General features: G+C 64.8%; 27 protein-coding genes and 1 tRNA gene. 9 read left to right on the forward strand and 19 right to left on the reverse strand.

Annotated features, from left to right (window positions below; genetic code table 11):
- Nucleotides 1-155 precede the first annotated feature (155 nt).
- The 8 genes from AM2010_RS12195 to AM2010_RS12230 are packed head-to-tail and all read right to left on the reverse strand — an operon-like array spanning nucleotide 156 to nucleotide 7,713.
- On the reverse strand, nucleotides 156-1,331 hold the full coding sequence (locus AM2010_RS12195) for an acyl-CoA dehydrogenase (protein ID WP_047807299.1): 1,176 nt from the start codon (nucleotides 1,329-1,331) through the stop codon (nucleotides 156-158).
- A 14-nt stretch (nucleotides 1,332-1,345) separates the two neighbouring features.
- On the reverse strand, nucleotides 1,346-1,750 hold the full coding sequence (locus tag AM2010_RS12200) for a RidA family protein (RefSeq protein WP_047807300.1): 405 nt from the start codon (nucleotides 1,748-1,750) through the stop codon (nucleotides 1,346-1,348).
- The gene (locus AM2010_RS12205; protein ID WP_047807301.1) at nucleotides 1,747-2,169 is read right to left on the reverse strand and encodes an acyl-CoA thioesterase; all 423 of its coding nucleotides are present in this window, start codon (nucleotides 2,167-2,169) and stop codon (nucleotides 1,747-1,749) included. The genes AM2010_RS12200 and AM2010_RS12205 overlap by 4 nt, the downstream gene beginning before the upstream one ends.
- Nucleotides 2,169-3,335 carry an acyl-CoA dehydrogenase family protein gene (locus tag AM2010_RS12210; RefSeq protein WP_047807302.1) on the reverse strand — a complete coding sequence of 389 codons (1,167 nt, stop codon included), beginning with the start codon at nucleotides 3,333-3,335 and terminating at the stop codon, nucleotides 2,169-2,171. Before AM2010_RS12210 ends, AM2010_RS12205 begins: the two co-directional genes overlap by 1 nt.
- Nucleotides 3,335-4,144 carry an enoyl-CoA hydratase family protein gene (locus tag AM2010_RS12215; protein WP_047807303.1) on the reverse strand — a complete coding sequence of 270 codons (810 nt, stop codon included), beginning with the start codon at nucleotides 4,142-4,144 and terminating at the stop codon, nucleotides 3,335-3,337. Before AM2010_RS12215 ends, AM2010_RS12210 begins: the two co-directional genes overlap by 1 nt.
- Nucleotides 4,141-4,638, reverse strand: coding sequence for a MarR family winged helix-turn-helix transcriptional regulator (locus tag AM2010_RS12220; protein ID WP_047807304.1), 498 nt, complete (start codon nucleotides 4,636-4,638; stop codon nucleotides 4,141-4,143). Before AM2010_RS12220 ends, AM2010_RS12215 begins: the two co-directional genes overlap by 4 nt.
- Complete coding sequence (locus AM2010_RS12225) at nucleotides 4,635-5,420, reverse strand: SDR family NAD(P)-dependent oxidoreductase (protein ID WP_047807305.1); 786 nt, start codon at nucleotides 5,418-5,420, stop codon at nucleotides 4,635-4,637. Before AM2010_RS12225 ends, AM2010_RS12220 begins: the two co-directional genes overlap by 4 nt.
- The gene (locus AM2010_RS12230; RefSeq protein ID WP_047807306.1) at nucleotides 5,413-7,713 is read right to left on the reverse strand and encodes a bifunctional salicylyl-CoA 5-hydroxylase/oxidoreductase; all 2,301 of its coding nucleotides are present in this window, start codon (nucleotides 7,711-7,713) and stop codon (nucleotides 5,413-5,415) included. The genes AM2010_RS12225 and AM2010_RS12230 overlap by 8 nt, the downstream gene beginning before the upstream one ends.
- Nucleotides 7,714-7,853: 140 nt before the next feature.
- Here AM2010_RS12230 and AM2010_RS12235 point away from each other — a divergent pair, with 140 nt between their 5' ends.
- The 6 genes from AM2010_RS12235 (at nucleotide 7,854) to AM2010_RS12260 (ending at nucleotide 15,623) form a co-directional block, all read left to right on the forward strand.
- Nucleotides 7,854-9,023, forward strand: coding sequence for a pyridoxal phosphate-dependent aminotransferase (locus AM2010_RS12235; RefSeq protein WP_047807307.1), 1,170 nt, complete (start codon nucleotides 7,854-7,856; stop codon nucleotides 9,021-9,023).
- Nucleotides 9,024-9,060: 37 nt separating this feature from the next.
- Nucleotides 9,061-10,716, forward strand: a complete 1,656-nt coding sequence (locus tag AM2010_RS12240) for a DUF885 family protein (protein ID WP_047807308.1) — start codon at nucleotides 9,061-9,063, stop codon at nucleotides 10,714-10,716.
- Nucleotides 10,717-10,970: 254 nt separating this feature from the next.
- The gene (gene tdh / locus AM2010_RS12245; protein ID WP_047807309.1) at nucleotides 10,971-12,047 is read left to right on the forward strand and encodes an L-threonine 3-dehydrogenase; all 1,077 of its coding nucleotides are present in this window, start codon (nucleotides 10,971-10,973) and stop codon (nucleotides 12,045-12,047) included.
- Between the two features lie 4 nt (nucleotides 12,048-12,051).
- On the forward strand, nucleotides 12,052-13,170 hold the full coding sequence (locus AM2010_RS12250) for a GNAT family N-acetyltransferase (RefSeq protein WP_047807310.1): 1,119 nt from the start codon (nucleotides 12,052-12,054) through the stop codon (nucleotides 13,168-13,170).
- A 12-nt stretch (nucleotides 13,171-13,182) separates the two neighbouring features.
- A complete protein-coding gene (locus tag AM2010_RS12255; RefSeq protein WP_047807311.1) occupies nucleotides 13,183-14,223 on the forward strand; it encodes a methyltransferase in 1,041 nt (346 codons plus the stop codon).
- Complete coding sequence (locus tag AM2010_RS12260) at nucleotides 14,220-15,623, forward strand: FAD-binding oxidoreductase (RefSeq protein WP_053044081.1); 1,404 nt, start codon at nucleotides 14,220-14,222, stop codon at nucleotides 15,621-15,623. Before AM2010_RS12255 ends, AM2010_RS12260 begins: the two co-directional genes overlap by 4 nt.
- Before the next feature lie 71 nt (nucleotides 15,624-15,694).
- Here the strand turns inward: AM2010_RS12260 and AM2010_RS12265 are convergent.
- Nucleotides 15,695-15,769: transfer RNA gene (locus tag AM2010_RS12265), tRNA-Gly, on the reverse strand.
- A 185-nt stretch (nucleotides 15,770-15,954) separates the two neighbouring features.
- On the opposite strand from AM2010_RS12265, the gene AM2010_RS12270 reads away from it, so the two are divergent.
- Together AM2010_RS12270 and AM2010_RS12275 are read left to right on the forward strand one after the other, a co-directional pair.
- On the forward strand, nucleotides 15,955-16,869 hold the full coding sequence (locus AM2010_RS12270; RefSeq protein ID WP_047807312.1) for a tetratricopeptide repeat protein: 915 nt from the start codon (nucleotides 15,955-15,957) through the stop codon (nucleotides 16,867-16,869).
- A 25-nt stretch (nucleotides 16,870-16,894) separates the two neighbouring features.
- Nucleotides 16,895-17,518 (forward strand): LON peptidase substrate-binding domain-containing protein, encoded by a 624-nt coding sequence (locus AM2010_RS12275; RefSeq protein ID WP_047807313.1) that lies wholly within the window; start codon nucleotides 16,895-16,897, stop codon nucleotides 17,516-17,518.
- Nucleotides 17,519-17,528: 10 nt separating this feature from the next.
- Here the strand turns inward: AM2010_RS12275 and AM2010_RS12280 are convergent, their stop codons facing one another.
- The 5 genes from AM2010_RS12280 to argB all read right to left on the reverse strand — a co-directional run bounded on the left by AM2010_RS12280 (nucleotide 17,529) and on the right by argB (nucleotide 21,076).
- Nucleotides 17,529-18,149 carry a MarC family protein gene (locus tag AM2010_RS12280; RefSeq protein ID WP_047807314.1) on the reverse strand — a complete coding sequence of 207 codons (621 nt, stop codon included), beginning with the start codon at nucleotides 18,147-18,149 and terminating at the stop codon, nucleotides 17,529-17,531.
- Between the two features lie 6 nt (nucleotides 18,150-18,155).
- On the reverse strand, nucleotides 18,156-18,896 hold the full coding sequence (locus AM2010_RS12285; RefSeq protein ID WP_053044082.1) for a hypothetical protein: 741 nt from the start codon (nucleotides 18,894-18,896) through the stop codon (nucleotides 18,156-18,158).
- Nucleotides 18,893-19,789 carry a bifunctional methylenetetrahydrofolate dehydrogenase/methenyltetrahydrofolate cyclohydrolase FolD gene (gene folD / locus AM2010_RS12290; protein ID WP_047807315.1) on the reverse strand — a complete coding sequence of 299 codons (897 nt, stop codon included), beginning with the start codon at nucleotides 19,787-19,789 and terminating at the stop codon, nucleotides 18,893-18,895. The genes AM2010_RS12285 and folD overlap by 4 nt, the downstream gene beginning before the upstream one ends.
- Nucleotides 19,790-20,047 carry a YggT family protein gene (locus AM2010_RS12295; RefSeq protein ID WP_047807964.1) on the reverse strand — a complete coding sequence of 86 codons (258 nt, stop codon included), beginning with the start codon at nucleotides 20,045-20,047 and terminating at the stop codon, nucleotides 19,790-19,792.
- Nucleotides 20,048-20,176: 129 nt separating this feature from the next.
- Nucleotides 20,177-21,076 carry an acetylglutamate kinase gene (argB, locus tag AM2010_RS12300; RefSeq protein WP_047807316.1) on the reverse strand — a complete coding sequence of 300 codons (900 nt, stop codon included), beginning with the start codon at nucleotides 21,074-21,076 and terminating at the stop codon, nucleotides 20,177-20,179.
- A gap of 213 nt (nucleotides 21,077-21,289) precedes the next feature.
- On the opposite strand from argB, the gene AM2010_RS12305 reads away from it, so the two are divergent.
- The gene (locus tag AM2010_RS12305; protein WP_047807317.1) at nucleotides 21,290-21,682 is read left to right on the forward strand and encodes a hypothetical protein; all 393 of its coding nucleotides are present in this window, start codon (nucleotides 21,290-21,292) and stop codon (nucleotides 21,680-21,682) included.
- 156 nt (nucleotides 21,683-21,838) lie between these two features.
- On the opposite strand, the gene AM2010_RS12310 is transcribed toward AM2010_RS12305, so the two are convergent.
- The 5 genes from AM2010_RS12310 to AM2010_RS12330 form a co-directional block, all read right to left on the reverse strand.
- On the reverse strand, nucleotides 21,839-22,702 hold the full coding sequence (locus AM2010_RS12310; protein WP_047807318.1) for an HTD2 family dehydratase: 864 nt from the start codon (nucleotides 22,700-22,702) through the stop codon (nucleotides 21,839-21,841).
- The gene (locus tag AM2010_RS12315) at nucleotides 22,702-23,916 is read right to left on the reverse strand and encodes an acetyl-CoA C-acetyltransferase (RefSeq protein WP_047807319.1); all 1,215 of its coding nucleotides are present in this window, start codon (nucleotides 23,914-23,916) and stop codon (nucleotides 22,702-22,704) included. The genes AM2010_RS12310 and AM2010_RS12315 overlap by 1 nt, the downstream gene beginning before the upstream one ends.
- A 65-nt stretch (nucleotides 23,917-23,981) precedes the next feature.
- Nucleotides 23,982-25,157: an acyl-CoA dehydrogenase family protein gene (locus tag AM2010_RS12320; protein ID WP_047807320.1), complete on the reverse strand. Its 1,176-nt coding sequence runs from the start codon at nucleotides 25,155-25,157 to the stop codon at nucleotides 23,982-23,984.
- A 37-nt stretch (nucleotides 25,158-25,194) separates the two neighbouring features.
- On the reverse strand, nucleotides 25,195-25,416 hold the full coding sequence (locus tag AM2010_RS12325) for a hypothetical protein (RefSeq protein ID WP_047807321.1): 222 nt from the start codon (nucleotides 25,414-25,416) through the stop codon (nucleotides 25,195-25,197).
- 97 nt (nucleotides 25,417-25,513) lie between these two features.
- Nucleotides 25,514-25,813 carry a hypothetical protein gene (locus AM2010_RS12330; protein WP_047807322.1) on the reverse strand — a complete coding sequence of 100 codons (300 nt, stop codon included), beginning with the start codon at nucleotides 25,811-25,813 and terminating at the stop codon, nucleotides 25,514-25,516.
- Nucleotides 25,814-25,885: the final 72 nt, after the last annotated feature.

Here is a 25,885-nt window from a genome sequence, read left to right on the forward strand (position 1 = left end):
CGATTTTTGCGTGAATTTGATCATATCGTCGTTAGCGATCTTGTCCGCAAAATAAAGCGGTTTCAAGACGAACGAGTTGGCAGGCGTGCGATTGTCGGCGGGACGGGCGGCAAAATGGCGGAACCGGGCGACGTGAAGATTGCCCGATTCCGGCGTCAGAATGCGGCGATTCCGGTGATGGCGCGGCCCAGGATCAGCGCATGGACATCGTGTGTCCCCTCGTAGGTGTTCACCGTTTCGAGGTTCATGGCGTGGCGCATCACCTGATATTCGCCGCTGATGCCATTGCCGCCGTGCATGTCGCGTGCCGCGCGGGCGATGTCGAGAGCCTTGCCCACGTTGTTGCGCTTGACGATCGAAATCATTTCGGGCGCGAAATCGCCCTCGTCGATCAATCGGCCCACGCGCAAGCTGGCCTGGAGGCCCAGGGCGATTTCGCTTTCCATATCCGCGAGCTTTTTCTGATAGAGCTGCGTCGCGGCGAGCGGGCGGCCGAACTGATGCCGGTCGAGCCCGTACTGGCGCGCTGCGTGGAAACAGTATTCGGCCGCGCCCAGGGCACCCCAGCTGATCCCGTAGCGTGCGCGATTCAGGCACGAAAACGGCCCCTTGAGGCCGGACACTTCAGGCAGAATCGCCGTTTCGGGCACTTCCACATCGTCCATTACAATCATGCCGGTGATCGATGTGCGCAGGCTGAGCTTGCCGTCGATCTTCGGCGCGGACAGGCCTGCCATGCCTTTGTCCAGCACGAAGCCACGGATCGCGCCATCGTGTGCTTCCGACCGGGCCCAGACGACGAACACGTCGGCGATCGGGGCGTTCGAGATCCACGTCTTGGCGCCGCTCAGCCGATAGCCATCATCGGTCTTGATCGCCCTGGTACGCATGCCGCCGGGGTCGGAACCGGCGTCGGGCTCGGTCAGGCCGAAGCAGCCGATCGATTCCCCTCGGGCAAGGGCGGGCAGATAGCGTTCCTTCTGTTCCTGCGAGCCGAAGGCGTGGATCGGATACATGACCAGGCTGGACTGCACGCTCATCATCGAACGGTAGCCTGAATCGATCCGTTCGACCTCTCGTGCGATCAGGCCATAGGCGACATAGGATGCCTCGACCCCTCCGTATGCTTCGGGCAGGGTCGGGCCGAGCAGGCCGAGAGCACCCATCTCGCGAAAGATCTCAGGGTCGGTCTGCTCGCCGGCGAATGCGTCGATCACCCGCGGGGCGAGGCGATCCTGGGCATAGGCCCTGGCCACATCGCGGATCATCCGTTCTTCGTCGCTGAGCTGCCCATCTAGCAGGAAAGCATCGGACCAGTCGAATTTCTGCACGGCGTTCGTCCTTCTTACGGCGCGGGGATCACGGCGGTGGTTTCAATCTCGATCCTGGCCGCAGCTTCCACCAGCGCGGAAACCTCGACCACCGCCATTGCGGGGAAATTGCGCCCGATGAGCTCGCGGTAGGCGGCGCCAATGGCCGGCAGGCTGGCGAGATATTCCTCCCGGTCGGTGACGTACCAGGTCATGCGCACGATATGTTCGGCAGCCGCGCCGGCTTCGGCGAGAACGGCGATCGTATTGATCAGGACCTGGCGGAATTGTCCGGCAAGATCATCGGCGACGAACTGCTCGTTCTCGTCCCATCCGATGATCCCGGCGGTGAAGATCATGCGGCCGCTGGCGGCAATGCCGTTGGAATATCCGCGCGGTCGCGGCCAGCCGGGGGGCAGGAGGGATTGGTGGGCGGTCATGATGCTTCCTTGTTGGACGTTGCGTCTTTCCTCAGACGCTCGAGAAAGTCTGCCGGCCAGGCGCGGGCCTGCGCGCTGGCGAGATCGATCAGCACGAGGGTGGGGCGAACCGCGAAGCGTGCTTCGCCGCCACAGGCAATGTCGACCGCAAGGTCGAGCGAGCTTTTGCCGACCCGCAGCGTGCGGACTGTGAAATCGAGCATGTCGCCCAGCCGGCTGGGCGCGGTGAATTCGGCACTGAGGGCCACCGTTGGCAAGCCCATGCCCAGCTCGCCGTGCATCGTGCGCCGATCGACCCCCAGCACGGCGGCGGTCCAGTCTTCGACCGCTGCGTCACACAGTTCGAAATACCGCGGATAATAGGCAATGCCCGCAGGGTCGCAGTGCGCGAAGCGCAAGGGCAGGCTGGTTGTGAACATCAGCGTGCGCTTTGGGCAAGATGCTGACGCGCGATGACCACTTTCTGCACTTCGGATGCGCCTTCGTAGATCCGCAATGCGCGCACTTCGCGATACAGCGCCTCCACCGGGGTGCCCACGGTAACGCCCAGCCCCCCGAACATCTGGACGGCCTTGTCGATCACCTGCTGCGCGCTGTCGGTCGAATGCAGCTTGGCCAGCGCGGCTTCCCGCGAATTGCGTTCTCCGCGGACGTCGCGCAGCCAGCCCGCGCGATAGATCAGCAGCGCCGACGTATCGACGTCGAGCACCATTTCGGCGAGCTTTGACTGGGTGACGGCATTATCTGCCAGAACCCCGCTGCCCAGCTTGCGCGTGCGCGCCCGCTCGGTCGCTTCGTCCAACGCGCGCCGCGCGAAACCAAGCGCTGCGGCGCCGACAGTCGTACGAAAGATGTCGAGCGTTGCCATGGCGGCGGCAAAGCCGCGTCCGGCCTCGCCCAGCAGCGCGGACTGCGGCAGGGCCATATCGGTGAATGTCAGCGTCGCCAGGGGGTGCGGCGCGATCACCGCGATCCGTTCGGTTACCGCCAATCCCGGGGTGTCGGCATCGACGATGAAGGCCGAAACGCCTTTCGCCCCCGGTGCCTCCCCCGTGCGGGCGAACAGAACGTAATAGTCGGCGATGCCGCCGTTGGAGATATACGTCTTTGCGCCGTCGACACGGTAGCCGTCCGCAACGCGACTGGCGGTTGTTTCCATTGCCGCGACGTCCGATCCCGAGACGGGTTCGGTAAGCGCGAAAGCCGCAATCTTCTGCCCGGCCGCGACGGCCGGAAGATAGGCCTGCTTCTGCGCCTCGGTCCCGAACAGACTGATCGTGCCTGAGCCGAGCCCCTGCATCGCGAATGCAAAGTCCGCCAGGCCCGAATGCCGCGCCAGCGTTTCGCGGATCAGCGCGAGCGAGCGGATATCCAGCGTTTCGTGAACACCGCCATAGGCGGCCGGAACGCAGTAACGCAGCCACCCGCCATCCCCCAGGGCGCGGACGAGCGCGCGGCAGGCGCCGTCGATGTCCTCCGGATGATCGTCAGCCAGGTTGTCGGCGCACCAGGCATCCAGATCGGCAGCAAGCTGGCGGTGCCCATCGTCGAGGAAGGGCCAGTCGAGGAAGCTGCGGTCGGCCATCAGTCGCCTGCGAACTCTGGCGTGCGCTTGGCGGCGAATGCCTCGAAAGCGCGACGAAAATCGTTGGTTGCCATGCAGATTGCCTGCGCCTGGGCCTCCATTTCGATCGCCGTTTCGACCGAAACCGACCATTCGGTGTTGAGCTGTGTCTTGGTGATGCCATGCGCGAAGGTCGGGCCGCAAGCCAGCGAGCGAGCGAGGGTGAGAGCTTCTTCCTCCAGCGTTTCGCTGTCGACCAGGCGATTGTGGAAGCCCCAGCGTTCGCCTTCCTCGGCGGTCATCATCCGTCCGGTGTAAAGCAGTTCGGATGCGCGGCCCTGGCCGACGATCCGCGGCAGTATTGCGCAAGCGCCCATGTCGCACCCGGCCAGGCCGACGCGGGTGAACAGGAAAGCGGTCCGGGCCGTCGGGGTCGCGATCCGCATGTCGGAAGCCATTGCCATGATCGCGCCCGCGCCAACACAGATGCCGTCGATCGCAGCGACGATGGGCTGCGGGCAGGCGCGCATCGCCTTGACGAGATCCCCGGTCATCCGGGTGAAAGCCAGCAATTCGGGCATTGCCATTTCGGTCAACGGTCCGATGATCTCATGCACATCCCCGCCCGATGAAAAGTTGCCGCCGGCGCCCGTGACGATCACGGCCTTTACCGCCGGAGCATAGGCCAGGGCGCGGAAGGTATCGCGCAGTTCGGCATAGCTTTCGAACGTCAGGGGATTCTTGCGCTCGGGCCGATTGAGCGTCACGGTCGCGACGCCGTCGGCGAAATGCCAGCCGAAGTGTTCTGGCGAGAACTGTTCGGGGTTCATGCCTCTTCCTTTCCGATTTGTGCGGCAAGCGAATCCTTCAGCGTGCCGAGAAGTTCGAGGAGCGCGCCCTGCTGGTCGCGCTCCAGCCCGCCCAGCATTGCGTCGATCCAGTCCTGATGCGCTTCCGCCAGCCCGTCGAAGCACTGGCGCCCCTGTTCGGTCAGGCGCACGATCGAGGATCGGCCATCGGTGGGCGAGGGTGCCACCCCCACGTATCCATCGCGGACCAGGGCCTGCACGACGCCGGTGACGTTTCCGTTGGACACCAGCAGTGCTTGTGACAGCTGGCCCATCGTCATCCCTTCAGGATGGCGATCGAGTGCTGCCATGATGTCGAACCGCGGCAGGGTGATGTCGTACCGATCGGCGAAGCGCCGCCTCACCTGCTTTTCGATTGTCCGCGTGCACGCCAGCAATCGCAGCCACAGCCGCACGCTGTCGCGCTGTTCGGGATCGCCAATCCGATGGTCGAGTATCGATGGACTGTCGTTCACATCACTTCTCCGCCTGCGACCATGATGGTCTGCCCGGTGATCGAGCGGCTGGACGGGCGGCACAGCCAGGCTACCGCTTCAGCCACTTCGGCCGGTTCTATCAGCCGTCTCTGCGGGTTGAAGCGCGTGAGTTCGGCCTTTGCCTGATCGGCGCTGCGTCCCGTCGCGGTCTGGATACGCGCGACGGCAGTGTCGACGATCCCGGTGTCGGAGAAGCCGGGGCAGACGGCGTTTACCGTCAGCGCCGTTCGCGCATATTCTGCGGCCAGGGCGCGCGTCAGGCCGATGGCGCCGTGCTTCGACGCGACATAGGGTGCGGTATAGGCATAGCCTTTGACCCCTGCGGTCGATGCGACCGTCACAATGCGACCCGCGGGCGCCGCCAGCAGATCGGGCAGCGCGGATTGGGTGCAATGAAACAGCGCGTCGAGGTTGACGCCGATCGTTTTTCGCCACGCTTCGGCGGTAACGCTGGCGAAGGGCGCGCTTGGCGCGATACCCGCATTGTTGATGAGAATGCCTATGGGGCCGTGCTGCGCGCGCGCAGCGGCGCAGGCTGTGTCTACCGCCTCGCGGTCGGAAACATCGGCAATCGCCACATGCACGTCGGCCCCATATCCGGTGCGCAGGGCGTTTGCCGTTTCTTCCAGCGGCCCGCGGGTTCTGCCGACCAGCGTCAGCCGCGCGCCTTCGGCAGCCAGCGCGCGCGCAATGGCTGCGCCGATCCCCGATCCGCCCCCGGTGACAAGGGCATGGGCATCTTTCAACTGCCGACTAGCCATTCTCCGCGGCTTCCATCTCGGCCGCGCGCTTCATGTTGCGCGTCAGCTGGGCGATGCCGCCGAGATAGGGCGCCGGCACGGGGGCACGATCGTATTCGTGCTGTGCCGCGGCGCGCAATGTCCACATGGGATCGATCATGTGCGGCCGGCCGAGCGCCACCAGATCTGCCCGCCCGGCGGCCAGAATCGAATTGACGTGGTCGGTTTCGAAGATGTTGCCGACGGCCATCGTCGAAACCCGTGCCTCGTTCCGGATCTGGTCGGCGAAGGGCGTCTGGAACATGCGCCCGTAAACCGGACGCGATGCCGCCCAGGTCTGCCCGGCGGAAACGTCGATCAGGTCGGCCCCGGCAGCCTGAAACGCTTCGGCGATCTGCACGGCTTCGTCCGGCGTCACGCCTGCCGTTCCCATCCAGTCGGTGGCAGAGATGCGAACCGACATCGGCCGGTCGGCAGGCCAGACGGCGCGCATCGCGGAGAAGACTTCGAGGGGATAGCGCAGGCGGTTTTCCAGCGAGCCGCCATATTCGTCGTTCCGCCGGTTCTGCAGCGGGGTGATGAAGCTGGACAGAAGATAGCCGTGGGCGGCGTGCATCTCCACCATATCGAAGCCAGCTTCTATCGCGCGCTGCGTAGCAGCCACGAACTGATCGCGGACCTGGATCATATCGTCCCGGTTCATCGGGCGCGGGACCTGGTTGGCTTCGTTCCACGGCACGTCCGATGCGGCGATCAGCGGCCAGTTGCCGCTGTCGAGCGGTTCGTCCATTCCCTCCCAGCCGATCCTGGTGGAACCTTTGGCGCCCGAATGGCCGAGCTGGAGACAGATCCTGGCCGGGGTTTCGCGGTGCACAAAATCGGTGATGCGGCGCCACGCGGCGACATGTTCGGGCGCATACATGCCGGGGCATCCCGGGGTGATCCGCCCATCGGCGGAAACGCAGGTCATTTCGGTATAGACTAGCCCCGCACCGCCTTGCGCACGGGTGCCGTAGTGGACCAGATGAAAATCGCCGGGCATGCCGTTTTTGGCGCTGTACATTGCCATCGGCGATACGACGACGCGGTTGCACAGGCGCATCTCGCGCAGCTTGTAAGGGGCGAACATCGGTGGGGCGATTTCGTCCGCGCCGTCGGGGGCCTGGGTCTGAAACCAGCGCTCCACCCCTTCCAGCCATGCCTTGTCGCGCAGCCTCAGGTTTTCGTGGCTGACCCGCTGCGAGCGGGTGAGCAGCGAATATGCGAACTGGAGCGGCGGAAAGGCCAGATAGCGGTCGAGCGTTTCGAACCACTCGGTCGAATTGCGCGCGCTGTTCTGAAGCTTCAGCACCTCGACGCTGCGCTCCGCCTGATATTCGGCAAGCGCCTGCGCCCGGTCGAGGCCCGGGCGGTTGAGCACCTCGGCCAGCTTGATCGCATCTTCCAGCGCCAGCTTGGTGCCCGATCCGATCGAGAAATGCGCGGTATGCGCTGCGTCGCCGAGCAGGACGAACTTCTCGTACGACCAGTTGGCGGTAACGATGCGGCGGAAATTGAGCCACGCCTTCGGTCCCGGCAGGTGCGTGGCGTTGGACATCAGGGCGTGACCGTCGAGATGCTTCGCGAAGATTGTTTCGCACAGCGCGATCGCGTCGGGCTGGTCCATCCGGTCGAGGCCGAGCCGCTGCCAGGTTTCCGGCTCCATCTCTACGATGAATGTCGAAAGCCGGTCGTCGAAACGATAGGCGTGGGCCCATATCCAGCCGGCATCCGTCTGTTCGAACGCAAATGTGAAGGCATCGAACTGCTTTTCGGTGCCGAACCAGAAAAACTTGTTCTTTCGCACCTGAATATCGGCGTCGAAATGTTCGGCGTGGGCAGTGCGAATGCGGCTGTTCGCGCCATCGGCCGCGATCACCAGATCGTAGTCCGCCCAATCGGCCAGATCGGCGCTCGCTTCATGTTCGAAGTGCAGGCCGATGCCCAGCTCGCGTGCACGATCCTGCAGTATCGCGAGCAGCCGCTTGCGCCCGATGCCGATAAATCCGTGCCCCCCCGAACGGATGGATTCGCCGCGGATGTGGACTTCGATATCGTCCCAATGGGCGAATTCGTCGCGGATCGTCTCCCCGCTGACCGGGTCGTTGGCCATCAGATTCTCGACTGTCTGGTCCGAGAAGACGACTCCCCAGCCGAACGTATCGTCGGCACGATTGCGTTCGAACACGTCGATCGTGTGCGATGGATCGCGCAGCTTCATCGAGATAGCGAAATAGAGGCCTGCCGGGCCGCCGCCTGCGCATGCGATCTTCATCTCGCCAACTCCTTTCCCGATTTGTCGAACGATCGACTGGCTAAGTCGTCGGGAAATTTATTTCAACCTTAAAATTTTAAGCTTGAAATATCGTATATCACGTAATTATGCACGTGTATGGGAAATCTGGAGATGCGACTATGAAGTGGCCAGCGCAGCGCCTTGCGGCGGGATCGAAGAAATCCTTCGGGATGTATGACGAGGCGGCCAAACTCGACGCGGCCGGTGTCGACCTGATCCATCTCGAGTTCGGGCGGCCCCATGCGGACACGCCCGAACATATCAAGCAGGCGACCAAGGACGCGCTTGACGCCGGGATCGTTCACTATGGCGATTTTCGCGGAACGCTGTCGTTTCGGGAAGCGCTTGTGCGCAAGCTACGCGATTTCAACCAGCTCGATTACGGCGTTGACGAAGTCCTGGTGACCAATGGGCTGACCCATGCATCCTTCGCAGCATTCATGGCCGCGGTCGATCCGGGTGACGAAGTGATCCTTCTCGACCCGTTCTATCCGCAGCATGTCGGCAAGACCGAACTGGCGGGCGGCAAGGTCGTAGTGGCCGAACTGGACAAGGAAAACGGCTTCGCGATCTCGCGCGAGAAGATCGCGGCCCGCATTACCGATCGCACGCGGATGATCGTGCTGGTCAATCCGGCCAATCCCACCGGGCGGGTCTATACCCGCGAAGAGCTGCAGCATGTCGCCGATCTTGCGATCGAGCACGATCTGCTGGTTCTGTCTGACGAAGTTTACGAATACATCACCTATGGCGGCGCGCAGCACATCAGCATCGCGAGCCTGCCGGGAATGCGCGAACGGACGATCAGCTGCTATGCCTTTACCAAGGCCTATTCCATGGACGGCTGGCGCATCGGCTATCTGGCGGCGGACGCTCGTCTGATGCCTGCTCTGCTGCGCATCGCAATGACGGAAGTAACGCACGTCAACGTCTTCGTGCAGGAAGGGGCGCGGGCTGCGGTTGAGGGGCCGCAGGACGCGATGCAGGCCATCGTGGAGGCGGATCGCCGCAAGCGCGATATCGTCGTGCAGGCGCTCAACCAGATGCCCGGCGTGTCGTGCGCCGAGCCGGAGGGGACGATCTACGCCTTCCCCGACATCACCGGCACCGGGTTCCAATCGCAGGATCTTGCGATGCGAATACTGAAGGAAGCGCACGTCGTGGTCGAATCGGGCGCGTTCTACGGTCCCAGCGGCGAAGGGCATCTGCGCGTCTGCTTCGGTTCGGTATCGGAAGCGCGCGTCGCCGAAGGGATGGACAGGCTCACTCGCTTTTTCAACGCGTTGTGACGGGAAGGCGCGCCTTGCGCCGATTGGGGAGGGACTGATGAAATTTGCCTTGCGCTGTACCGCTGCGCTGATGCTGGCGACCGCGATGCCGGTAACACTGGCCACGCCGGCCGCCGCTCAGCAGGAACCGGAGCGTGCCGGATACGCCGCGCTGCAGACGCTCTATTCGCAGTTCCGCGATCTCGTCCCGCCGCCGATGGTGGACGGTGTGCCCGATTACTCGCCCGAGGCGATGGCGCGCCAGTATGCAGAGCTGAAGGCGCTGCAAACGCGCCTGCGCGCGATAGATGACAGCAGCTGGCCGATCTCGCAGCGCGTGGACTACATGGTCGTACTGGCCGAAATGCGCGGGTTCGAGTTCCAGCACCGGGTCCTTCAGCCGTGGAAGCGCGATCCTGCGTTCTACAGCACGACCAATCTCGGCTTCGGCCCGAAGATGCATGGCGCGATGGCCATCCCCGATCTACCGCTGGACGATGCCGAGGCGGCAGCCCTGGCCGATCGCCTGAACGCGGTGCCTGAGGCGCTGCGCCAGGCAAAGACGAACCTTACCGACGCACGCGGAGACCTCGCGCGTCTCGGCATCGTGCAGAAGCAGGTCGAGGTCAACGTTTACGGCCAGCTGGCGGAACAGGCCGCCCGCCTGCAGCCGGAACTGGCCGCACCTGCCCGCCGTGCCCAAGCCGCCGCGGGCGAGTTCAAGGCATGGCTGGAAAGCATCGAGGCGGATCTTCCCGCCCACGGCGGGGTCGGCCGGGAAAACTACGCCTGGTACCTGAAGAACGTCCTCCTGCTGCCCTATACCCCGGAAGAAATCGCAACGCTGGGCGAGCGGGAGTATCAGCGCCAGATCGCCTTCCTCAAGATAGAGGAGCATCGCAACCGCGACACCCCGATGCCGGCGCCGATCGCGACCCGTGCCGAATTCGATGCCAAGCGGAAGGCCGAAGACGAAGATCTTCTGCGCTTCCTGCGCGAAGGCGACTGGATGACGATCCCGGACTATGTCGCGCATGATCCGGAAGAGGGCCCCTATCAGTTTCCGTTCGAGAAGGACCCTTCGAAGCCGGGCCTGTTCGATCCCCCGCTCGATCTCCATTTCTTCTTCCAGGCCGAATTTCGCGACGGGCGGCCACTGCGCGCGCACAACCTTCCCGGCCATGCTTTCGATGGATTGCAGTCGGCGCGCGACACGCGCCCGATCCGGGGCGAGCGGCGCCTGTTCTTCGTGAACGGCGTGCGCAACGAAGGGTGGGCGTTCTATCTTGAAGAAATGATCCTGCAGGCCGGCCTGCTCGACGACCGGCCCAAGACGCGGGAGATCGACTATATCCTCGGCGCCAAGCGCGCGGCGCGCGTGCGACCGGAACTGATGATGCAGGCCAACGCCTGGACCTGGGCGGAAGCCAATGCCTCGCTGATCGCGCGCACGCCCAAATGGATGGGCCCCGGTGATGCGGTCGCCCAGTTCGATATAGAACTCTACTTGCGCCAGCCCGGCTACGGCATCGGATATTACATCGGCAAGATCGAGCTGGAACGGCTGCTGGCCGATGTCGCGATGCAGGAAGGCGAGGCGTTCGACATCAAGTCGTTCCATGACCGCTTCCGGGCAGCCGGTTCGATCCCGATTTCGCTGATCCGCTGGGAAATGACCGGCAAGGCTGACGAGATCGCGACGATGCGCGATTAGGCAGAAGCGGCCCTGCGCGGCCGCGATAGCCCATCGGCCCAGACGAGAAACACGCCAGCCTTCGCCGCAAGGCTGCGGCGAAGGCTAAAGCTGTGCCCCGTTCGTCTGCGATATGACCATTCCGGATGTATCCCCGCCGGTTCGGCTCCGGAACGGACGGGGCCTTCGTTGACCGACTCACGCCGAACATAGAGCTTCTCCTTCACGCAAGGCGCGGATTTCTAAACGAAATTCCGCACCAGAAAGGGTGCGCTATGCAAGCTTTGGTCAAGGCCCATCCCCGCGAAGGGCTATGGATGTGCGACGTGCCGGTACCCGATCCGGGACCGGATCAGGTGCTGGTAAAAGTTCGCCAGACCGGGATTTGCGGGACCGATCTGCATATCTGGAACTGGGACGAATGGGCCCGAAGCACGATCGCCGTGCCAACCACTATCGGTCACGAGTTCGTCGGCGAAATCGTCGCGCTCGGCCGCAACGTAAGGCACCTTTCGCGCGGGCAGCGGGTATCGGGCGAAGGCCATGTCGTCTGCATGCATGGCCGCGCAGCACGGGCAGGGCGGCCGCACCATTGCGCGCAGATGGACGCGATCGGAATCACCCTGCCGGGTGCCTTTGCCGAGTATCTCGTGCTTCCGGCGGTAAACGCGGTCCCTCTGCCGGATGCCATCGACGACGATATCGGCGCGATCCTCGATCCGCTGGGCAATGCCGTCCATGCTGCGTTGTCGTTCGATCTCGCGGGGGAAGATGTGCTGATTACCGGCGCGGGCCCGATCGGGATTATGGCGGCCGCTGTCGCGCGCCATGCCGGCGCCCGCAAAGTGGTTATTACCGACGTCAATCGGGGCCGCCTCGCCCTCGCACGGGAGGTGGTCGATGCGGTCACGGTCGATGTGTCGACCCAGCCCTTGTCCGACGCGGTCGCACCGTTGGACCTTGGCGATGGCTTTGCCGTCGGTCTGGAAATGAGCGGCGCGCCATCCGCATTCGATGCCATGGTCGATGCGATGGCACCGGGCGGCAGGATCGCCTACCTCGGCATAGCGCCGCGCCCGATGCTGGTCGACTGGACGCGGATCATCTTCAAAAGCCTGTTTATCAAGGGGATTTACGGGCGCGAGATGTTTCGCACCTGGCACAAGATGATTGCCCTGCTCGAATCCGGGCTGAATGTCGGGCCGGTCATTACCCATCGGCTGGACGCTGCGGATTTCGCATCCGGGTTTGCCGCGATGCGCTCCGGCCAGGCGGGCAAGGTGGTGTTGTCCTGGCCCCCCGAGCAGAGCGTCGCCGCGCACCGTTCTGCCGTTCAGCACGTGGAGGCATAGGGCTGTGGCGGGCGGGCTGGAAGTCATCGCGGTGAAGGCAATCGATGCGATCCCTGCTGACGCATACGAAGAACTCGCCGCGCATTGCGATGCCCCTGCTTATTACGATCGGCGCTTCCTTCAGGCGGCGGAACGGCATCCGCTATTGCCGATAGAGGATATGCACTACGTCCTCGTCCGCAACGGCGACCGGCTTGATGCTTTCCTGCCCGTCTATCGCCAGCGCGTGTCGACTGCCGACCCGCTTGGCCTCCTGTCGCGGACCGCCTCCGCCGGTTTCCATCCCTCGGAAAGCGCGCTCTTCAGCCACATCATGCATTGCTGCGACTCGCGGCTGCTGCTGCGCGACAATTCACCGGTACTGTTCGGAATGGTCCTCGACCGGGTTGAACAGCTGGCGCGAGAGGAAGGTGTTCCCCAGTTCGCGATTGCTAATGTCGCCGATCCGGCCCTGCTCGCAATGGCCGAGGCACAGGGCATGGAAGTCAAATTTTCGGTCGATCGCTACCAGATGGATCTGACCGGGATCGACGACGTCGAAGACCTGGTAATGCGGCATATCCCGGTGGAGGGGCGGCACGAAATTCGCCGCCAGCGGCGCAAGATCGCGAAATACGGGATCCGGGTGGAGATCGAGACCCCGCCGATCGCGCGGATCGAGGAGGTGGCGCAGCTGTGCCACGATACCACGGCGCGGCGCGGTACGCCCGATTATCTGCCTGCCGATGCTCTTGCGCGGTTCCTGGCCGAGTGCGGATCGCTGCTGCGAATCGTTTCGGTGTATCACGAGGATCGGCGCGTCGGCGCGAGCATCCTGCTCCTCGACAACGCGGCAGTGCACTTCTGGCTCGCCGGGATGGATTACACCCTCGATACCTTCAGCCCCTATACCGCCGCGTTCGACGCGGTTTTCCACTTCGCGTTCGAAAATGGTTTCAGGCGCATCGAATGCGGCCGGCTGAACGAACGGACGAAGCAGCGCTTCGGTTTTTCACCGCAACCTCTCCACGCGATTGTGCGCCGCGTTTCCGCCCGACCGGGCGCCGAGGAACAATGCGCGGCGGCCCGATGCGGCCCGGCCACTTCCCGACAAGACGCCGACTTGCCCCAAACTTCCGCCTGAAAGGACTGGATCATGAACACCGTCACATTCCCTTCTTCCGTCACGATGCCGCGCAACGACGATCGCCCGCTGTGGGATGTCCTGCTGGGGGTTTTCGGCCTGCCCGCGCTGTTCATTGCGCATCGACTGGGCTTGTTCGAGCTGGTCGACGCAAAGGCCCCCACGCTGGAGGAATTGTGTGTGGAACTGAAACTGGCGCGGCGCACCGCGCAGATTCTGGTGAGCACCGCCACCGCGCTCGATTTCATGACGGTCGAGGATGGCCGCTATCGGCTGACCCCACTGGCCGAAGACTATCTGCTGCCGCGCAGTTCAACCTATTTCGGATACTACTGGGATCTGATTATCGACAACCATCAGGTCTTCTCCTTCGATGCGTTGAAGAATGCGATCGTGAACGACAAGCCGACCGCCTATGGGGTCGACGACATCTATCAAACCCATCGCGAGGAGGAGGAACGGACGCGCGAATTCACCCGTGCGATGCATTCGATCAGCCTGCCCCCTGCAATGGCCTGGGCGCGCAAGCTCGACCTGGCGCAGCATCGGCAGATGCTCGACATCGGCGGCGGGTCGGGGGCTCATGCCCTGATGGCGGCCCAGGCCGTGCCCACGCTGAACGCGACGATCTTCGATCTTGAAACGGTCTGCCCCGTGGCGGAAGAATTCATTGCCCACTACGGCATGGGCGATCGCGTGTCGGCCGCGCGGGGGGACATGTGGATCGATCCCTTCCCGGCCGCCGATTTCCACTTCTACTCGCATGTTTTCCACGGCTGGCCGCCCGAAAAATGCGCGTTCCTGAGCCGCAAGAGCTTCGAACATCTCGAACCCGGCGGGCGCATCGCGGTGCATGAATTTGTCTACAACGATGCCGACAAGACAGGCCCGTTCCCGGTCGCGGCGATGAGCATGGTCATGCTCGGCTGGGGCGTGGGCGAACAATATTCGGCGGACGAGATCACGCGCTTCCTGTCGCAGGCCGGCTTCGTCGATGTCGAAACCGTGCCGACGTTCGGGTACTACAATATCGTGACCGGCAGAAAGCCGTGAGCGAGCCGGGGAAGCGGCTGGAGGAGCCGCTGGCCGAACAACTGGCCGACCGCATTCGGGGATCGGTCGTCGGGCGCGCAACGCCCGGCTACGAGCTGCGCCGGACGGGGCTCGTCTGGAATGGCCGGCCGGCGCAGAATTACCCCGATCTCATCGTTCGCCCGGATACGATCGGGGAAGTTCGCACCGCGATCCGCTTTGCGCGAGAGCACGGATTGACGGTCTCCGTTCGTGGAAGCGGACACAGCTACAGCGGTGTCTTCCTGCACGATGGCGGTATGCTGCTCGATCTGTCGGGGCTCGATGACATTGTCCCCGACATCGAAACGCGAACCGTGTCGGTCGGGCCGGGCGCAACGGGCGGCCGCATCGATGCGGCGCTGGCACATCATGGCCTGGCTTTCCCCGTGGGGCATGGGGCGCAAGTGGGAATCGCGGGATTCCTCCTTGGTGGCGGGATCGGGATCAACGGTGGTGCCTGGGGCGGGATGAGCTGCCACAGTATCCTCGCCGCCGATATGGTCATGGCCGATGGGCGGCTGGTTCGCGCCAGTGCCGGGGAGAATGCGGACCTGTTCCGGGCCCTGCGCGGGGGCGGCCCGGGGCTGCCCTTCGTCGTCGTGCGGTTTATCCTGCGCTGTTACCGCCGGCCTAACCATATCGCGCTGGTCAATCGTTTCGTTCGCTTTTCGCAATTGCCGGACGTGGCGCGCGCGATCGAACGCCTGTCAGACCGCCTCGATTCCCGGCTGCAGGTTATGCTCGCCATCGTCCCTGCGCCGGCGGAACTGGCCCCCCGGTTGGCGCAGGATGATCACAACCGGCTCGGCGCCCTGACCGCGATTGCCTTTGCCGACGACGCGACCGAGGCAGAGCGGTTGCACGCGCCGTTGGACGGTGAGCCGGCCTTGCAGGCCGCACTCCATCGCGAAGCTATCGATCCGGCGGGCTTCGACGACATCTTCGCCATGACCGATATGGCGTTGACCGCGCCCAGGGTGCGCGCGGACAATATCTTCACCGACCGGCTCGGCGAAGCGGTGGCTGCGCTGATGCGGCATCTGCCTGCGGCCCCGTCGCCGGCATGCATCCCGTTGATCGTCCGGCGCAATTCACCCTCGGTGCGCGACGATGCCGCCTTCTCGATCCGCGGCCGCTTTTCGGTGTCGACTTATGCGCAGGCGGAGGTGGCGGAGGACGACCGCCCCACTGCAGCATGGCTCCACCGCCTGTACGACGATCTGTTGCCGATCGCTTCGGGATGCTACGTCAACGAAGTCGATCTGGAGGGGCGGCCCGAAGCGCTGGAACGCTGCCATTCGCCGGCCGTGCGCGAAGAACTCGCCGCCATTCGCAAGCACCACGATCCCCACCGCCTGTTCCGCGGCCCTGCCGGCTGATCGGAAGATCGATCGCGGCAGCGGCACCCGTACGGGCGGGTGCGTTGCGACCGGTCATGCAGAAGATGTTCTGGAGCGGGCGAAGAGATTCGAACTCTCGACCCCAACCTTGGCAAGGTTGTGCTCTACCCCTGAGCTACGCCCGCTCACTGACGTACCCGGCGGCGCATGGCCCCGGTGGGAGGCGGCGCGATTAGCAGCGGGTGCTGAAGGCTGCAAGGGGAAAATCGCCGCTCGCGCCAGAGTGCACTTCGCTCTTCACAATGCGCGCAAAAGGCCCACATTGGCAGCTTGACCGAAAGCGTGGCAACGGGAGCGAATCTTGGCGAGCATGGGCCTTAATATCGACGAGCAGAAGGCGGTGGACCGGTTCCGTAAGGATGTGGTCGAACCGTCGATGACGAAACTCGTCGTCCTCGATTTCTGGGCCGAATGGTGCGGCCCGTGCAAGGCGCTGGCTCCGGTGCTGGAGAAAGTGGCAGCCGAATACGCCGACAAGGGCGTGATTCTGGCAAAGGTCAACGTGGACGAGGAGCAGTTCATCGCGAGCCAGTTCCAGGTCCGTTCCATCCCCACCGTCTATGCCCTGTTTCAGGGTCAGCCGGTCGCCGACCTGACCAGCGCCCGCAGCGAATCGCAGTTGAAGCAGACGCTGGATCAGTTGCTGGCCCAGCTGCCGGTGCAGGGCGGCGATGGCGGCGCGGCGCAGCAGCAGGGGCAGGACGTCGAACAGTTCGTCACCATGGGCGAGCAGGTTCTGGCCGATGGTGATGCCGAGCGTGCTGCGGGCATTTTCGGTCAGGTGATCGAGATGGTGCCCGACAACGCGGCGGCACACGCGGGCCTCATCCGTGCGCTGGTCGCAGCCGACCGGGTGGAGGAGGCCCAGGCACTGGTGGGCTCTCTGCCGCCCGCTCTGGCTGAGGACCCGGCGGTGAAGACGGCGAAAAGCGCGCTGGATCTGGCGGGGACTTCGGTTGACGACGGCGAACTGCAAACCCTGCGCGCGGCCGCAGCGGAAGATCCTGCCGATATGGAAAAGCAGCTCGCCTTTGCAGAAGCTGCCTTTGCTGCGAACAGCCGCGACGAGGCCGCCGATACGTTGCTTGCCATGATCGAGCGTGATCGCGAGTGGAACGAAGGTGCGGCGCGGGCCAAGCTGCTCCAGATTTTCGAAGCGGTCGGGCTGGAAGATCCCTGGGCCGTTGCCACCCGGCGCCGACTGTCGAAAATCCTGTTCGGATGATCGGGATGCAGCGCCTTTGCAGCGGATGGGTTTGCGGGTGAGCACCCGGCTTTCGATCTTTCCCCTGCCCGGCGTCATCCTGTTCCCCGGGCTACAGTTGCCGCTGCACGTGTTCGAGCCGCGCTATCGCGCGCTGGTGAGCGATGCCCTGGCACGCGACCGGCGGATCGCGATGATCCAGCCGCAGCGCGCGGCGGAAGGCGCGCCGTTGTTCGCGGTGGGGTGCGTGGGGCGGATCGGCGAAGTCGAGGCGCTGGACGATGGGCGGTACAACATCGTTCTGGAGGGGGAGGCACGCTTTCGCCTGGTCCGCGAGCTGGAGACGACGACTGCCTTTCGCCAGATCGATGCGACCTTGATCGAAGACCGCGACGACGAAGTTCTCAGCAGTGTGGAGCGCGCCGGGTTCGAGGCCGAAGCACGGCGCTTCGCCGATGCTCAAGGCTATAGCGTGGATTGGGATTCGGTCGCGCGGCTCGACGATATGGCGCTGATCAACGGTGTCAGCCAGATCGCGCCCTTCGATCCGGCGTCCAAACAGGCTTTGCTCGAAGCGTCCGACCTGAGCGAACGGTGCGAGCTGCTGATCCAGCTCATGCAGTTCTTCGGCTTCCGCGACGGTGACGAGGAGCGTGTGACGCTCCAGTAACGGCGCGGCGTCAGAAGAACGCCCCGCGCAACCCGTCGATCACGTACTGCGCGGCTAGCGCGGCCAGAAGAACGCCCAGAAGGCGCGTGATCACTGCTTCCACCCGTGCGCCGAAGAAGCGCATCAACGGGCCTGCGGCGAGGAAGGCGAGCAGGGTCAGGGCCAAGACCAGCAGCAGCGCCCCCAGAACGACCAGCGTTTGTTCGGTTCTCTCCGCCTCGTTCATCAGCAGCATGATCGCGGCGATCGCGCCGGGGCCGGCCAGCATGGGCATGGCCATCGGGAAGACCGAGACGTCCTCAATCTCCGGCGTGGCGGCGACCTTCTCCGCGCGTTCCTCGCGCCGCTGGGTGCGTTTCTCGAATACCATTTCGAACGCGATCCAGAACAGCATCAGCCCGCCGGCGATGCGGAAACTGTCCAGCTCGATATGGAGCGCGCCGAGCAATTCCTGCCCGAACAGGGCGAAGACCAGCAGGATCGCCAGCGCGATCATGCAGGCGCGGATCGCCATGGCGCGCGCCTGCGCGGCGGTCGCGCCTTTGGTCAGCCCGGCATAGATCGGCGCGCAGCCGGGCGGATCGATCACCACGAAAAGCGTGATGAAGGCGGAAATGAAGAGTTCGACCATAACGTATCAATCTCCGGCCGGTGCGGCGACTTCGCTGCGCAGCACCTCTTCCATCGTGTCGCCCTTGCGCAGGAAAACCGATACCACGCGCGAGCGATCGGGCGCGACCCGATAGCGGTAAACGAGCGTCCGGTCGCGCGATTCGCCGTAGCCGTCGGCAAGGCCAAGGCCCGCAGCCTCTGCGCCCGCATCCCTGTCCGCCTGGGCCGCAGCGAACGCAGCCGGCTGGCCGTCCGGCGCGCAATCGGCCACCTGGGTGCGGATAATATCGGGCTCCGTCAGCGGTTCGGCCAGATCATCCCCCTGATCCAGCAGCCAGCGATGCTCTTCCTCGTCGCCGGGGCGCCCGCGCCGTTCCCACACCGTGGTGTAATAGCCGGTGGTGCCATCGGGGCGCTGCCAGGCGCCGCGGGTGACCGAAAGCGATCCGTCGCAGCTCGACCAGAGCTGGTGCGGCTGCCATTGCACCGGCTGTGCCGGATCATCGCGCCGCGAGAGCCATTTTCGCGCCTCGACCGCTTCGGGCACGAACATCACCGCATTGTCCGCCGCGAACTTGCGGAACGCCGTCCACTGGCCTTTCTCACGCGCCTCGCGCGCGAAAGCCAGTTCGGTCGCGATCACGGCGCTCGGGTTGGCCTGCGGTTTCAGCGAGCGGTAGAAACGATCACGCGCGCTGCCGCCCGGCCCGCCCGCGCATCCGGCGAGCAGCAGAGCAAGGCACAGGGCGGCGGCGAAGGTCCTCATATCGCGTCTTCGGACAGGGCGATCCCTGCGTTGCGATGCGCGGCGACCAGCGTATTGCGCAGCAGAACCGCGATCGTCATCGGCCCGACACCGCCGGGAACCGGGGTAATGGCGCCGGCGACTTCGCGCGCCTCGCCAAAAGCGACGTCGCCCACCAGCCGCCCCTTGTTCGCGCCGGGTTCGGGCGCCAGGCGGTTGATGCCCACGTCGATCACGGTGGCGCCGGGCTTGATCCAGTCCGCCCTGACCATTTCCGCCCGGCCGACCGCGGCGACCAGAATATCGGCCCGGCGGACCACTTCGGCCAGATCTTTCGTCCGGCTGTGCGCGATGGTGACGGTGGCATTGGCATCGAGCAGCAGTTGCGCCATCGGCTTGCCCACGATGTTGGAACGCCCGATGACGACCGCGTTCAGTCCCGAAAGGTCGCCCAGCCGGTCGGTCAGAAGCATCATGCAGCCTAGCGGCGTGCAGGGGACGAAGCCGCTTTGGCCGACCGCAAGCCGTCCGGCATTGGTGACATGGAACCCGTCCACATCCTTGTTCGGGTCGATCGCGGCGATCACCGCCTGCTCGTCGATATGCGCGGGCAGCGGCAGTTGCACCAGAATGCCATCGACGGTGGAATCCGCGTTGAGGCGCGCGACGAGCGCGAGCAATTCGCCTTCACTCGTGCTTTCGGGCAGGCGGTGTTCGAAACTGGCCATGTTCGCGGCAAGGGTCGCCTTGCCCTTGCTGCCGACATAGACCTGGCTCGCCGGGTCGTCCCCCACCAGCACCACGGCCAGCCCGGCCTTGCGGCCAGCCTTCGCCGCAAAGTCGGCGGCCAGCACGCCCACCTTCTCGCGCAGTTGCGCGGCGAAGGCTTTGCCGTCGATGATCTCGCCCGCCATTTACTGGCCGTATGTCGCGTAGAGCAGAACGCGCATCAGGATCTGCAGGCCGATGATCAGCACCAGGGGCGAGAAGTCGATTGCCCCGGTTCGCGGCAGGATCCGCCGGATCGGCGCGAGCACTGGTTCGAGCAGCGAATTGATCGAGTTGTAAATCTGCATGAGGAATTCGTTGCGCGCGTTGACCACGTTGAACGCGAACAGCAGGCCGATGATGAACTGGATGATGACCAGCATCACCACGACATTGATCAACATGCCGACGATATCGATGATGAGACCCACGAATTGTCCTTTCCTGACGCAGGGCGGGTGAGCCGCCCTCCTACGCTTTTCCGGCCCGCTGTATCAACCGCGCGATACGCCGGCTGCGACCTCGTGCGGAGTTCATTCGGCCCGGATCAGCGTTCCTGCACCCCGAGCGGTGAAGAATTCGAGCAGCATGGCATGGGAAACGCGCCCGTCGAGCACGACCGCCGCCTCGCACCCTGCCTCGACCGCGTGAACGCAGGTTTCGAGCTTGGGAATCATCCCGCCGCCGATCGTGCCATCTGCGCGCAGGCGTTCGATATCGGCGGGAATCAGATCGGTCAGCAGTTTGCCCTGCTTGTCCAGCACCCCGGCCACGTCGGTCAGCAGGAACAGCCGCGCCGCGCCCAGCGCGGAAGCGATCGCGCCGGCCATCGTGTCGGCATTGATATTGTAAGTGTGACCGTCCGCCCCGGCGCCGATCGGCGCCACGATCGGGATCATGCCGGCGGCCACTGCGGTGTCGATGATCGTGGTGTCGACCGCGCACGGTTCTCCCACGAAACCCAGATCGATGGCCTGTTCGATATTGCTGCCCGGGTCCTTGGCCGTGCGCTGGACCTTGCTCGCGGTTACCAGGCCACCATCCTTGCCCGAAATGCCGATCGCCTTCCCGCCCGCCTGGCTGATCCAGCCGACCAGTTCCTTGTTGATCGCACCCGACAGGACCATTTCGGCGATCTGCGCGGTTTCCTTGTCGGTCACGCGCAGCCCGTCGACGAATGTGCTTTCGACGCCCAGCTTCTTCAGCATCGCGCCGATCTGCGGCCCGCCGCCATGGACGACGACCGGGTTGATCCCCACGGCCTTGAGCAGGACGATATCTTCGGCAAAGTCGCGCGCCGCAGCCGGATCGCCCATTGCATGGCCACCGTATTTGACGACGAACGTGCGGCCGGCATAGCGCTGGAAGTAGGGCAGCGCCTCGATCAGCACCTGCGCCTTGGCAATCGTCGCCGTTTCGTTGCTGCCGCTCATCGTCTCGAATTCTCCTGCGTCTGGCCGCGCCGGGCGCTTAGCGGCTGCGCGCGAGGGTGGAAAGCATCATCGTCCGGCCGTGGTCTTGCATAAACCGCCGATTAACGCGTTCGGCCTGGCGACAGCCGGGGGCGGGGCACCGCATTTCGGGGAGCGTTTGCGAAGGCCGGGCGTCTGAGTTGTCCATATCCAGCAAAGAAGGATGGATGGACCATGAAGAAGATGCTTTCCCTTTCGCTCGCCCTTGCCATCGGCACCACCGGTACGCTGGCCCATGCCCAGATCGTAGGGGAGACCGCTGGCACGCTGGGCGGTGCTGTCGGCCCCGTAACGGGTGATGTCGAAGTCGACGCCGATGCGGATATCGACCCGGTCGATGGCGCAATCGAACCCGCGACCGATGGGGTGCGCGATACGCTCGACCAGACGCGCGATACCGTTGAGGACACCAGGCAGGACGCCTACGACCGGATCGACGATGCGGCAGATATCGAAACTTCGGCCGCCGCCGAGGTTGAAGCTGATGCGGAGGCCGCCGACACTGCGATTTCGACCGACGCGGATGCGGATGCGGATGTGGAAGTTGAAGCCGATCCCGAACTCTGATTGGCTCCGCCGTTTGGCGACCTCGGCCGCGAGGCGCCCGGCGAACGCAGTATTGCGATAAGGGAAGGGCGGTGCCGCGGCATCGCCCTTCTTCGTTGGGCGGGTCTCGGGAGCGGGCCCCGGGAGCAGGCCTGGGTCAAGCTGGCGCCTGGCGTATCAGCCTGCGCTCGCTTCCATCACTTGCCGCCCGTCCCCCCCGAAGGCGGCAACTTCGATGCCCCGTTCGGCCTTTCGCATCGCCAGATGGAGCGGCTCTTCCGCGATCGCCGGGGAGAGACCGCGAAAGGCAAAGGTCGACAATGTATTATCGCCCAGTTCCTGCGCGGCGAGCTGCAGCAGAAGGCTGGCGGTCAATGGTCCGTGTACCACCAGTCCGCGATAGCGTTCGATATCGCGTGCATAAGGCGCGTCGTAGTGGATGCGGTGCGTGTTGAACGTCAGCGCCGAATAGCGAAACAGCAATCGCGGATCGGGCACGATGGTGCGATGCCTGTCCCATCCGGCGGGATCGAATGCCCCTTCCCCCGATGATGGCGGCGGCGACGGCGGAGACAATGGCGCATCGGGCGGCGCAGGCGCGCGATAGACCACGGTCTGGCGTTCACGCACGGCGATGTGGCCATCGGCAGACGTTTCGTGCTCGATCCCGACGAACGTCATCGGCCCGCTGCGCCCCTGCTTGGGCTGGATCGAGACGATGCGCGACACGCGCTCCACCGCTGTGCCGACCGCGATCGGGGCGTGAAAGGCGATCTCGCTCGCAGCCCACATGCGGCGCGGCAGGGGGATCGGGGGCAGGAAGCCGGCGGGACTGCCGTCACGCAGGGGATGCCCATCCTCGCCCAACCGCGCTGTCGCAGCATCGGGCGTGCAGAGGCAGAAGTGGATGCCCTGCGGCATCGGCTGCCCTTCGCCCGGGGGCGGCAGATCGAACGTGGCGGACCAGCGCGCCGCCAGCGCGGGATCGAGCCGGTCCACGCTGTGCTGCTCGCGCCCGATCCAGGCGTCCCACTCAGCCATCAGGCCGCGCGTTCGAACACCGCAGCGATGCCCTGCCCGCCGCCGATGCACATCGTTTCGAGGCCGTACCGCACCTCGCGCCGGCGCATTTCATGCGCCATGTCGGCCAGGATGCGCCCGCCGGTTGCGCCGATCGGGTGGCCGAGCGAGATGCCCGAACCGTTGACGTTCAGCATCTCGCGCCGGGAATCGTCCTCGCTCCAGCCCCAGCCCTTCAGCACGGCGAGAACCTGCGGGGCGAAGGCTTCGTTGAGTTCGACCAGCCCGATATCGTCCCACCCTTTGCCGGTCCGGTCAAAGAGGCGTTCGACAGCCGGCACCGGGCCGATGCCCATCCGGCTCGGGTCGCACCCCGCGGCGGCATAGCCGTCGAACCACAGCATCGGTTCCAGCCCCAGTTCGGACAGCTTGTCTTCGGCCACGACCAGACAGGCGGCGGCGGCATCGTTCTGCTGGCTGGCGTTGCCCGCAGTGACCACTCCGCGTTCCAGCGCGCGCAGGCCGGCCAGCGTTTCCATGCTCGCGTCGGGGCGGAAGCCCTCGTCCCGCGCGAAGGTGACCGGGTCGCCGCGCCGCTGCGGTACCTCCAGCGGGACGAGCTGCGCGTCGAACCGGCCAGCGTCCCACGCGGCGGCGGCGTTCTGGTGGCTGCGAACGGCGAAGGCATCGGCTTCCTCGCGGGTGATGCCGTAATCCTTCGCCAGGTTCTCGGCCGTCTCGATCATCCCGGTGATGACGCCGAAGCGCTCGACTGGCTGGCTCATCAACCGGCCGCGGGTCAGCCGGTCCCACAGTTCGACATTGCCCGCCTTCACCCCGCCGCGCAGCGCGGTGGTGTAGTGTTCGACGTTGGACATCGATTCGCAGCCGCCCGCCACGACCACGTCGGCATGACCCGCCTCGATCATCATCGCGGCATTGACGACGGCCTGAAGGCCGGACCCGCAGCGCCGATCGAGCTGATAGCCGGGAACGTCCAGCGGGAGGCCGGCCGCGAGCCAGCTCCAGTGCCCGATCGCAGGAGCTTCGCCATTGCCGTATCCTTGGCTGAAGACCACGTCGTCGACCCGCTCCGGGTCTATCCCGCTGCGTTCGATCAGGGCCTTCAGTATCGCAGCGCCCAGATCTCCCGCCGTGAGCGGCGCCAGCGTGCCGAGGAAGCGGCCCACCGGGGTGCGCAGGGGGCTGACAATGGCGGCGCGGCGTTTGGTCATGGCAAATCCTTCAGGCAGTTGTGATCCTCTCGATACCGGCGAAGCGGTATTCGGCGGGCAGCTTGTCAGGTGTTTGCGGCGAAGTCGCGCAACATGTGCTTGGCAATCTGCAACTGCAGGATCTGCGTGGTGCCTTCGTAAATGCGATAGATGCGCGCATCGCGGAAAAAACGTTCTGCATCGTATTCGGCCAGATAGCCGGCCCCGCCGTAGATCTGGACCACGCGGTCAACCACGCGCCCGCACATTTCCGAAGCGAAGACCTTGAACGCGGCGGCCTTGCGCAGGACATTCTCGCCCGCATCGGCGCGCGCGGTGACATCTGCCATCATTGCTTCGGCCGCGTATATCTCGGTCTCGCTTTCGGCGAGCATCTGCTGGATCAGCTGGAAATTGGCGATCGGTTCGCCGAACGCCTTGCGTTCCGTGGCATAGCGCAGCGCCGAATCGAGCGCGCGGCGGGCATAGCCGGTCGATGCAGCGCCGACCGAGATGCGGCCGTTGTCGAGGCTCTTCATCGCAAAGACGAAGCCTCTGCCGGTTTCCCCGCCCAGCAATGCCTCGCCAGGCACGTGCACGTCTTCCAGAACGATGTCGGCGATCTGCGCGCCGGACTGGCCCATTTTCTTGTCCGCGCTGCCGACCGAAACGCCAGGCGAATCCATCGGGACGATGAAGGCGGAAACGTGCGCGTTCTTGGGCAGGTTCTCTTTTTCGGTCCGGGCCATGATCAGGCCGACCCGGGCCTGCGGTGCATTGGTGATGTATCGCTTGGTGCCGTTGAGGATCCAGCCGTTGCCGGACGGATCGCGCCGCGCGGTGGTCTGCATCGCGGCGCTGTCGCTGCCCGAACCCGGTTCGGTCAGGCCGAAGCAGGCGATTTCGCCGGCGGCAACGCGGGGCCACCATTCGGCCTGCTGTTCCGGCGTACCGCCGTTCTTGATCGCCGAATTGAACATGCCGACATTGATCGAGAAGATCGAACGGAACGCGGGCGCGGCATAGGCCATCGTCTGCACGACGCGCGCGTACTGGCTGGTGTTGAGGCCGGCGCCGCCGAATTCTTCGGGCACGGTCAGGCCGAACAGGCCCATCTCGCGCATTTCCGACACGATGCCTTCGGGGATGGCATCGCCTTCCACGACGTCCGCCTCGGCCGGGATCAACCGTTCGCGCACGTAGCGTTCGAGCTGGTCGATGAATTGCTGGAAAAGTTCGGGGTCCATACCGGATGCGGCCATTCTGTCTCGTCCTTTGCCTAAAGCGTGTGTGGGCGTTCTAGTCTTCGGCCTGGGGAGAAGTCCGGGTGGTGGTGGCGCCTTCGGGCGCATCGTCAGCGCCCGCCGCTTCGATGGGTTGCCGGCGCTGTTCGAGCATTTCGGCCGCCTCGTCGAGCGCCTTGGCCTCGCCGACGGTTACCCCGCCGGGGCCGGGTTCATTATCGGCAGGCTCGCAGGCGGCGAGCAGTACGAGCGCGGGAAGCAGGGCGGGCCATTTCATCGGCCGGCACCATAGCGCAGCGCGCGCAAAGGAAAAGCGGGCGAATCGCTGTACGATCCACCCGCCTTCCTGTGCCTCGCAAGGCAGGCCGGACCGCTTACTGAGCGGCTTCGGCTGCCGCTGCGGCTTCGGCGGCGACATCGGCTGCGGCTGCGGCGGCAGCTTCGGCAGCTTCGTCCGCACTGGCGGCGGCAGCGGCGTCGGAAGCGCTCGTGTCCGCGGCCACGGGTTCGGCAGCAGCCGGTGCGTCGACCGGTTCTTCCGCTACGGGTTCCAGAGCCTCGTCAGCCGGCATTTCCACCGTGTCGGCTTCTGCATCGACGGAGGCATCTTCGGTGCTGCCGCAGGCGGCAAGCGCGAAGACCGCGGGAACGATGGCAAGAGCGAATTTCTTCATAATTTCTCTCCGTGGTACAGCGCCGGATGGCGCGGATCGGGATCGACCCTACCCGTGCCACAATTCAACCGC

Origin of the sequence: Pelagerythrobacter marensis, assembly GCF_001028625.1 — a bacterium.
GTDB classification, from domain to species: domain Bacteria; phylum Pseudomonadota; class Alphaproteobacteria; order Sphingomonadales; family Sphingomonadaceae; genus Pelagerythrobacter; species Pelagerythrobacter marensis.

Bases quoted from the DNA above. Each gene is read 5' to 3' on its own strand.
- AM2010_RS12320 (WP_047807320.1), bottom strand. From the start codon at position 25,157: ATGGCCGCATCCGGTATGGACCCCGAACTTTTCCAGCAATTCATCGAC.
- AM2010_RS12215 (WP_047807303.1), bottom strand. From the start codon at position 4,144: ATGAACCCCGAACAGTTCTCGCCAGAACACTTCGGCTGGCATTTCGCC.
- AM2010_RS12310 (WP_047807318.1), bottom strand. From the start codon at position 22,702: ATGGCTGAGTGGGACGCCTGGATCGGGCGCGAGCAGCACAGCGTGGAC.
- AM2010_RS12270 (WP_047807312.1), top strand. From the start codon at position 15,955: ATGGGCCTTAATATCGACGAGCAGAAGGCGGTGGACCGGTTCCGTAAG.
- argB (WP_047807316.1), bottom strand. From the start codon at position 21,076: ATGAGCGGCAGCAACGAAACGGCGACGATTGCCAAGGCGCAGGTGCTG.
- AM2010_RS12285 (WP_053044082.1), bottom strand. From the start codon at position 18,896: ATGAGGACCTTCGCCGCCGCCCTGTGCCTTGCTCTGCTGCTCGCCGGA.
- AM2010_RS12325 (WP_047807321.1), bottom strand. From the start codon at position 25,416: ATGAAATGGCCCGCCCTGCTTCCCGCGCTCGTACTGCTCGCCGCCTGC.
- AM2010_RS12200 (WP_047807300.1), bottom strand. From the start codon at position 1,750: ATGACCGCCCACCAATCCCTCCTGCCCCCCGGCTGGCCGCGACCGCGC.
- AM2010_RS12295 (WP_047807964.1), bottom strand. From the start codon at position 20,047: ATGTTGATCAATGTCGTGGTGATGCTGGTCATCATCCAGTTCATCATC.
- AM2010_RS12330 (WP_047807322.1), bottom strand. From the start codon at position 25,813: ATGAAGAAATTCGCTCTTGCCATCGTTCCCGCGGTCTTCGCGCTTGCC.
- AM2010_RS12315 (WP_047807319.1), bottom strand. From the start codon at position 23,916: ATGACCAAACGCCGCGCCGCCATTGTCAGCCCCCTGCGCACCCCGGTG.
- AM2010_RS12225 (WP_047807305.1), bottom strand. From the start codon at position 5,420: ATGGCTAGTCGGCAGTTGAAAGATGCCCATGCCCTTGTCACCGGGGGC.
- AM2010_RS12240 (WP_047807308.1), top strand. From the start codon at position 9,061: ATGAAATTTGCCTTGCGCTGTACCGCTGCGCTGATGCTGGCGACCGCG.
- folD (WP_047807315.1), bottom strand. From the start codon at position 19,789: ATGGCGGGCGAGATCATCGACGGCAAAGCCTTCGCCGCGCAACTGCGC.
- tdh (WP_047807309.1), top strand. From the start codon at position 10,971: ATGCAAGCTTTGGTCAAGGCCCATCCCCGCGAAGGGCTATGGATGTGC.
- AM2010_RS12210 (WP_047807302.1), bottom strand. From the start codon at position 3,335: ATGGCCGACCGCAGCTTCCTCGACTGGCCCTTCCTCGACGATGGGCAC.
- AM2010_RS12255 (WP_047807311.1), top strand. From the start codon at position 13,183: ATGAACACCGTCACATTCCCTTCTTCCGTCACGATGCCGCGCAACGAC.
- AM2010_RS12275 (WP_047807313.1), top strand. From the start codon at position 16,895: ATGGGTTTGCGGGTGAGCACCCGGCTTTCGATCTTTCCCCTGCCCGGC.
- AM2010_RS12230 (WP_047807306.1), bottom strand. From the start codon at position 7,713: ATGAAGATCGCATGCGCAGGCGGCGGCCCGGCAGGCCTCTATTTCGCT.
- AM2010_RS12280 (WP_047807314.1), bottom strand. From the start codon at position 18,149: ATGGTCGAACTCTTCATTTCCGCCTTCATCACGCTTTTCGTGGTGATC.
- AM2010_RS12305 (WP_047807317.1), top strand. From the start codon at position 21,290: ATGAAGAAGATGCTTTCCCTTTCGCTCGCCCTTGCCATCGGCACCACC.
- AM2010_RS12235 (WP_047807307.1), top strand. From the start codon at position 7,854: ATGAAGTGGCCAGCGCAGCGCCTTGCGGCGGGATCGAAGAAATCCTTC.
- AM2010_RS12205 (WP_047807301.1), bottom strand. From the start codon at position 2,169: ATGTTCACAACCAGCCTGCCCTTGCGCTTCGCGCACTGCGACCCTGCG.